Below are 7,461 nucleotides of genomic sequence, written 5' to 3' on the forward strand. Positions count from 1 at the left end.
AAAATATAAATTATCGGAGGCTTATACATGAAAAAGAAAAATCGTTTTGTTACCGGAATTGTAACGGCTGGCGTTCTGCTTTCAACTGCCCTTCCGTTCAATGTACTTGCTGAAAATCCTATTAACCAAATTGACTCTTCAAACGCCCAGTCTTTACTATCAAAACTTTCTAAAGAACAGCGTCAGGCATTACAAACGTTAGATGCCAACCCTGGTTTTACTATCTCGCCAGATATTAATACAAGTAGTTCTGAACCAGTAAATATCATTGTAGAATTTCAAACAGCTCCAGTAAAGATTAATGAATTAAAACAAAAAGAAAAAGGATTACAAGCTGCTCCTGAAAATATAAAAACGCGTATTGATCAAGAGCATGAGGAATTTCAAAAAGGACTAAAACGTCTTTATCAATTTAGCCCATCAGTAAAGTCAGGGAATTTCCAATCTGTACAAATTAAACGTTCTTATAAACATGCGATAAATGGTGTTGCGCTGACGTTACCTGCAAATACAGTAGAAGAATTGTTACGAATTGGCGTTGTAAAGCGTATTTGGAAAGATTATGAAGTGAAACTAAATTTACCAAAACAAGCAGAGCAGAAAGCACCTCAAAAACTAACAGATAGTATTCCGCAAATTGGGGTCGATAAGTTACATAGCGAAGGCATTACCGGAAAAGGAATTAAAGTTGGTGTATTAGATACAGGTATTGATTACAATCATCCTGACCTAAAAGACGTGTATAAGGGCTATCGCGCAAAACCTGGCGAAGACTCTAGCAAGGTAGATCCAAACTCAGTAAAAGGTTGGGACTTTATTAATAACGATGCAGATCCGATGGAAACAACTTATACAGAGTGGCAACAATCTGGCGCTCCTGAATTTGATGATCGTGGCTCTTCCTTCTACACAGCCCACGGTACTCACGTAGCAGGTATCGTTTCTGCGCAAAAGAAAAACAAATCAGATTCCGCAGTAAAAGGTGTTGCACCTGACATTGAACTGTATAACTATCGTGTACTCGGTCCATACGGAAGTGGAGCTAGTTCAGGTATTATTGCTGCAATCGATAAATCTATTTCTGACGGTATGAACGTCATTAACTTATCGTTAGGTGATGAGAGCAACAATCCGCTTGATCCAACGTCTATCGCTGTTAACAACGCAATGCTTTCCGGTGTTGTTACAGTCGTTGCCGCTGGAAACTCTGGTCCAAATCCAGCAACACTCGGATCACCAGGTGCTTCTCCCTTTGCAATTACGGTTGGAGCAAGTGATAGCTCTATTTCCTTACCGAAACTATCAAGTCATGCTGGACAAGTACAATTCCCTAACTTGATTTTATTTGGCAAAAACTTCACTGATAAAATAGAAGATTTCAAGGGACAAACGTTATCTATCGAATCGGTAGGAATCGGTACGCCTGACGAGTTTAGTAAAAAAGATGTAAAAGGAAAAATCGCTCTCGTTGCACGCGGTACACTGTCATTTGATGAAAAAATTGCGAATGCAAAACAAGCTGGTGCAAAAGCCGTTATTATTTATAACAATGTGGACGGAGAAATTCCTTTCTACGTTGGCGAAAGTACAAAATACATTCCCGCATTCCGCCTAACGAAAGAAGACGGTGAAAAACTAACAGCTCAAATCGAACAAGGTAATACATCCTTTACCTTTGACGAACTTAGTTATATTCAAACAGAAGGCGATCATCTTGCAGACTTTAGCTCACGCGGCCCTGTTACATCAAATGATGATATTAAACCAGATATTACAGCGCCTGGTGTTGCTGTACTTTCAACAGTACCTGAATATATTAACGACCCACAAGAGGGCGAAAACTATGACGTTTCCTATGAGCGTATGCAAGGAACATCTATGGCTTCTCCTCATATCGCGGGCGTTGCTGCTCTTATTTTACAAGAACACCCAGAATACTCTCCATTCGATGTAAAGGCGTCTCTTATGAACACAGCTGATGATTTAAAAGAAAAGTATTCCGTATATGAAGTTGGAGCTGGACGAGTAGATGCGTACAACGCCGTTCATACGGAAACTAGTTTTAAAGTGCTAGATACAACAAAAACAGTTGTAAATGATGAAGTAATTGAAGTCCCTGAAGAAACTGGATCCATTGCATTCGGGAAGTTCTATCAAAAAGACGGTGAAGCTCTTGAACAAAAACGAAATATAAAAGTGGAAAACCATAATAAACAAGAGAAAAAAGAATTTAAAACAGAAATTTCTTATACACCAGCATCTTCTTCTATTAACGATGCTACCGCAAACGGTGTAAAAGTTTCTGTTCCAGAAACTTTTACACTTGATGCTGGGAAAGCAGATGAAATTGAAGCAAAAATTAATGTTCCAGCCGGTGTAAAACAAGGCCGATATGAAGGATATATTCATATTACAAATACGAAAAATAAAGAAGAAACGTACCAAATTCCGTTCTCTATTCGTGTATCAGAACCTGGTATTGAAAATGCAATATTATCAAGAAAAGCAATTTCAACTGATACATCAAAGTTTAATCCATATGGTGAATCATATGTTCACGGGGCATTCCAATTAAATAGCGAACTTGAAACGTTAGACCTTATCGTGAAAGATTCCAAAACAAATAAAGCACTCGGCTTCATTGGAACGTTAAACACGAGTGGCCTAAAAACGGATGTGTATTACTACTTAGAATCCTTCTTTAACGGAAAAGTGTATCCTTTTACAAATGATCCTGCAAAACCAATTGGTGATGAGAAAATCAACTTACCAGAAGGAGACTACACAATTGAGTTTGTTGGCTATGATAAAGCTGGAAAAGCACGTGTGAAAGGTGATTATGTCGTAATTGATAATACACCACCAGAAGTGAAATTAACTGGATTAAAACCTGGTATTTATGAATTAAATGAAGAAAATTATACAGTAGAAGATGGTAAAAAAGCGTTATGGATTAAAGGAAATGTGTATGATTCGAACGTTGATTACTTAAAAGGAAAAGGGTTAAACATTACGCAAGAAGCGAATGGCGTTATGTATTATGACTATTCTCCATACTTGCATAAGTTTTTACCTATTAATGCAAACGGAGACTTTAAAGTTGGCATTACTCCTGAATCCTTTAAAGTGGAAGGTCCAATGAACACAGGCGTATATATTTTCGATTATGCAACCGCAGGTCCTGACTATCCAAGCGGTGTAAATAATTATTGGTTTATCCCGCAAGGAGCTCAATATGCAAAAGCTAGTTACGATAAAAAAGAAGTATATAAAGGGGACGAGTTCACAGTAACCCTAAACGCGAAACACGTAAAACAATTCGTTGCTGGAGAATTTAACGTAAAATTCCTAGAGAAGAACTTCAAATTTGCAAATGCGAAATTGAATCCTGCTTTTGAAAAACTCCTTTCTGAAAAAGGGGTAACCGCAAAAATAAATGAATCAAAACTAGAAGAAGGTTCTGTTACAGTAGGCGGGGCTATTGATGATAAAAACTTCGCTGGATTAGATGGTGATTTCCCGTTCATTGATGTAACGTTCAAAGTAGAAAACGATGAGTTTTATGAAGCAAATGCTCAATTAGATTTATCAGTGTTCGCTTACTGGAAACAAGGTGAATCAGAGCCAAATAGAATGCGTGTCCTTCAAGATCAAACATTCTCAGTTATGTCTTTAAACTCACTAGTAGAAGGAAATATTAAACCTGGTGCATTCTTAAATGAACGTGGCTATTTAGATGAGAAATTCGATTATACAAAGCTTGGCGTAAAAGTATATGCAACAGATTCTTACCGTCATAAGTTTGAAGGCTCACTAGATAAATACGGATACTTCAAACTAAATGGACTTCCTGTTAATAAACGCGACTATAACTTATATGTAGAAGTACCAGGGCATTTAACAAGCCGACTAACAACGAAACTTGGTACTGAAAAAGACGGTAAGCTAATTGGCCAATATTATTATGCACGCCTTGATGAAAACCTTGCAGGTGATGTAAATGGCGATAAAGTAATTGATATAAAAGATGCTGAAATTATCGCTAGCAACTATGGTAAAAAAGGAGTATCTGTGAAAGACGGTGACCTAAATAAAGATGGTATTGTTGACGAAAAAGATATTCGCTTCGTTGAAAAGAACTTCTTGAAAAAAGGTCCCGATGCATCTAAATCACAAACACCTGTTGAAAAATCAAAAAGCGGTACACTGGCAGATATTTTAAAGAAATTGGGATTAACGCCTAAAAAATGATAATAATAAAGAGCACTCTACGCAAAGTAGAGTGCTCTTTTCTATAAACGACCCTGATCCAGCAAAAGGGGTATATTGGGGATATACAAGGGAAACCGGAAAAGGAATTTATATGAAATTATATAAATTCAGAGGTAGGAAGCAGTTTCCCGCCTCTGAACTATTTAGCAATTATTATAGTACTGGTGCCATTGTTTCTTTTAATACTTTTACAGAATGAGCGAATTTCGCTTTTTCTTCTTCATTTAACTCAAGCTCTACGATTTCACGTACACCTTCACGGTTAATGACAGCTGGAACACCTACGTAAGCATCTTTCTCACCATATTGCCCTTCAAGGTATGCAGATACAGTTAATACGCTGTTCTCGTTGTTTAAGATTGCTTTAGTTACACGAAGTAGTGACATACCGATTCCGTAGTAAGTTGCACCTTTACGCTCGATGATATGGTAAGCTGCATCACGTACATTTTCGAAGATTTTGTCTAGATCTTCTTGTTTGTACTGTTCGTTGTTAGCTAAAATTGTTTCTAGTTTTTGTACACCGATAGTAGCGTGGCTCCATACTGGAAGTTCAGTGTCACCGTGTTCACCAACGATATAAGCATGAACGTTACGTGGATCTACATTTAAGTAGTCACCTAGCATGTAACGGAAACGAGCAGAGTCTAAAGTAGTACCAGAACCGATTACGCGCTCTTTTGGTAGACCAGATTCTTTCCAAGTTACGTAAGTTAAAATATCAACTGGGTTAGTTGCGATTAAGAAGATTCCATCAAATCCGCTATCCATAATACCGCGAACGATTTGTTTAAAGATCTTTGTATTTTTCTCAACTAAGTCTAAGCGAGTCTCACCTGGCTTTTGTGGTAATCCAGCAGTGATAACTACTAAATCTGCATCTTTACAATCTGCATAGCTACCGCTCCAAACTTTTGTTGGTGATGGAGAGAATGGTACCGCATGACTTAAGTCCATTGCTTCCCCTTCTGCTTTTGCTTCATTAACATCTACTAATACGAATTCTTCAGCTACACCTTGGTTGATCATTGAGTAAGCGTAACTACAACCTACAGCTCCTGTTCCTACTAATACTACACGATTGATACCTTTTTTCATGGTAATTTCCCCTCTCTATTGTTCACATATATTTTTTATGATTGTTTAAGTAATTAATTAAAATACTAATTTAATGTTGTTTAACTTCTTTACACTCATATTGTAGCACGTATTATTGTGAATTACTTCACAAATTATGACCTATTTGTGAACTTTTTCACATAGAGTGTAAAGTTATTGGAATAGGTGTGGAATCCATTTCAATGGAGGCGTTTTCTTTAGATTGTGAAAGGGATTTTCTTATGTTTTTGTCGGTAAGTGAAATTATATCGGCGATTTTTGCAATATATCGACTTACCGACAAAACTCGACAACGTTAGCATCATAAAAAAGCTGTCTCCAGTAGATCACCTATTGAAAGACAGCTTCTTCTATTTATACTATTTGTTTTCTGTGGTAGCGCCTAATACAGAAATTTCAATATTAAAAAGCTCAATTAAAGCATCCTTTAGTTGAGCGACCCATATTTCAATTTTTATTATTCAACTGTATCTAATAACTCTACAACTAATTCCTTAGGATTTTTCCAGCTATGATATATTTCTAAGTGCCATTTCGTTAATGACCTTGAGTATCTCTTTTTCTATCCAAAGTCCACTTTTACACAACAAAAAAGAGATAGCAGATTATGCTATCTCTTTTAATATGACCCGTACGGGATTCGAACCCGTGTTACCGCCGTGAAAGGGCGGTGTCTTAACCACTTGACCAACGGGCCAGTTCTGGCAGAGAAGAAGGGATTCGAACCCTCGCACCGCGTTCGCGATCTACTCCCTTAGCAGGGGAGCCCCTTGAGCCACTTGGGTACTTCTCTATAAATATGGCTCCGCAGGTAGGACTCGAACCTACGACCGATCGGTTAACAGCCGATAGCTCTACCACTGAGCTACTGCGGAACAATTATGGTGGGCCTAAATGGACTCGAACCATCGACCTCACGCTTATCAGGCGTGCGCTCTAACCAGCTGAGCTATAGGCCCATAATTGAAAAGCGGGTGAAGAGAATCGAACTCTCGACCAGAGCTTGGAAGGCTCTTGTTTTACCACTAAACTACACCCGCATTAAATTGTAAATGGTGAGCCATGAAGGACTCGAACCTTCGACCCTCTGATTAAAAGTCAGATGCTCTACCAACTGAGCTAATGGCTCATTTTGAAAGTGGTGCCGGCTAGAGGACTTGAACCCCCAACCTACTGATTACAAGTCAGTTGCTCTACCAATTGAGCTAAGCCGGCTTGCGACTTCAAAATGGTGGCTCGGGACGGAATCGAACCGCCGACACGAGGATTTTCAGTCCTCTGCTCTACCGACTGAGCTACCGAGCCTTTATGTAAAAATGGCGGTCCCGACCGGGGTCGAACCGGCGATCTCCTGCGTGACAGGCAGGCATGTTAACCACTACACCACGGGACCTTGGTTGCGGGGACAGGATTTGAACCTGCGACCTTCGGGTTATGAGCCCGACGAGCTACCAGACTGCTCCACCCCGCGACGATAAAATATTTAATTAAGAAAAAATGGAGGAGGTAGAGGGATTCGAACCCCCGCGCGACTCTCGCCGCCTGTCGGTTTTCAAGACCGATCCCTTCAGCCGAACTTGGGTATACCTCCGAGATATAAACTTCTAATGGTGGACCTTGTAGGACTCGAACCTACGACCGGACGGTTATGAGCCGTCTGCTCTAACCAGCTGAGCTAAAGGTCCTTTATGGTAGCGGCGGAGGGGATCGAACCCCCGACCTCACGGGTATGAACCGTACGCTCTAGCCAGCTGAGCTACACCGCCATAAATGATATTAAAATAAGTGGAGCCTAGCGGGATCGAACCGCTGACCTCCTGCGTGCAAGGCAGGCGCTCTCCCAGCTGAGCTAAGGCCCCATGTTTTTTGGGAATATCGGGAAGACAGGATTTGAACCTGCGACCCCCTGGTCCCAAACCAGGTGCTCTACCAAGCTGAGCCACTTCCCGTTAATAAAAGCGCGCCCGAGAGGAGTCGAACCCCTAACCTCTTGATCCGTAGTCAAACGCTCTATCCAATTGAGCTACGGGCGCATATGGTGCCGAGGGCGGGGGTCGAACCCGCACGGTG

2 protein-coding genes and 16 tRNA genes are annotated in these 7,461 nt (G+C 40.1%); 1 reads left to right on the forward strand and 17 read right to left on the reverse strand.

What is annotated here, in order from left to right:
* Nucleotides 1-27: 27 nt before the first annotated feature.
* Nucleotides 28-4,251, forward strand: a complete 4,224-nt coding sequence (locus PDQ40_RS21950; protein ID WP_270691635.1) for a S8 family serine peptidase — start codon at nucleotides 28-30, stop codon at nucleotides 4,249-4,251.
* A 174-nt stretch (nucleotides 4,252-4,425) separates the two neighbouring features.
* Here the strand turns inward: PDQ40_RS21950 and PDQ40_RS21955 are convergent, their stop codons facing one another.
* From PDQ40_RS21955 to PDQ40_RS22035, 17 genes are all read right to left on the reverse strand, one after another.
* Nucleotides 4,426-5,370, reverse strand: a complete 945-nt coding sequence (locus PDQ40_RS21955; RefSeq protein WP_000715350.1) for an L-lactate dehydrogenase — start codon at nucleotides 5,368-5,370, stop codon at nucleotides 4,426-4,428.
* Between the two features lie 646 nt (nucleotides 5,371-6,016).
* Nucleotides 6,017-6,088: transfer RNA gene (locus PDQ40_RS21960), tRNA-Glu, on the reverse strand.
* 5 nt (nucleotides 6,089-6,093) lie between these two features.
* Nucleotides 6,094-6,184: transfer RNA gene (locus PDQ40_RS21965), tRNA-Ser, on the reverse strand.
* Between the two features lie 7 nt (nucleotides 6,185-6,191).
* Nucleotides 6,192-6,266: transfer RNA gene (locus PDQ40_RS21970), tRNA-Asn, on the reverse strand.
* A 7-nt stretch (nucleotides 6,267-6,273) separates the two neighbouring features.
* A tRNA-Ile gene (locus PDQ40_RS21975) sits at nucleotides 6,274-6,350 on the reverse strand.
* A 10-nt stretch (nucleotides 6,351-6,360) separates the two neighbouring features.
* A tRNA-Gly gene (locus PDQ40_RS21980) sits at nucleotides 6,361-6,431 on the reverse strand.
* Nucleotides 6,432-6,444: 13 nt separating this feature from the next.
* Nucleotides 6,445-6,520, reverse strand: a tRNA-Lys gene (locus PDQ40_RS21985).
* Nucleotides 6,521-6,530: 10 nt separating this feature from the next.
* Nucleotides 6,531-6,606, reverse strand: a tRNA-Thr gene (locus tag PDQ40_RS21990).
* A 14-nt stretch (nucleotides 6,607-6,620) separates the two neighbouring features.
* Nucleotides 6,621-6,696 (reverse strand) — tRNA-Phe (locus PDQ40_RS21995).
* A gap of 12 nt (nucleotides 6,697-6,708) precedes the next feature.
* A tRNA-Asp gene (locus PDQ40_RS22000) sits at nucleotides 6,709-6,784 on the reverse strand.
* Between the two features lies 1 nt (nucleotide 6,785).
* A tRNA-Met gene (locus PDQ40_RS22005) sits at nucleotides 6,786-6,862 on the reverse strand.
* Nucleotides 6,863-6,889: 27 nt separating this feature from the next.
* Nucleotides 6,890-6,982 (reverse strand) — tRNA-Ser (locus PDQ40_RS22010).
* A gap of 17 nt (nucleotides 6,983-6,999) precedes the next feature.
* Nucleotides 7,000-7,076: transfer RNA gene (locus tag PDQ40_RS22015), tRNA-Ile, on the reverse strand.
* Nucleotides 7,077-7,080: 4 nt separating this feature from the next.
* Nucleotides 7,081-7,157: transfer RNA gene (locus PDQ40_RS22020), tRNA-Met, on the reverse strand.
* A 20-nt stretch (nucleotides 7,158-7,177) separates the two neighbouring features.
* Nucleotides 7,178-7,250: transfer RNA gene (locus tag PDQ40_RS22025), tRNA-Ala, on the reverse strand.
* Nucleotides 7,251-7,266: 16 nt separating this feature from the next.
* A tRNA-Pro gene (locus tag PDQ40_RS22030) sits at nucleotides 7,267-7,340 on the reverse strand.
* A 10-nt stretch (nucleotides 7,341-7,350) separates the two neighbouring features.
* A tRNA-Arg gene (locus PDQ40_RS22035) sits at nucleotides 7,351-7,424 on the reverse strand.
* Between the last annotated feature and the right edge of the window lie 37 nt (nucleotides 7,425-7,461).

Origin of the sequence: Bacillus cereus group sp. Bc061 (genome assembly GCF_027715825.1) — a bacterium.
Classification (GTDB): domain Bacteria; phylum Bacillota; class Bacilli; order Bacillales; family Bacillaceae_G; genus Bacillus_A; species Bacillus_A paranthracis.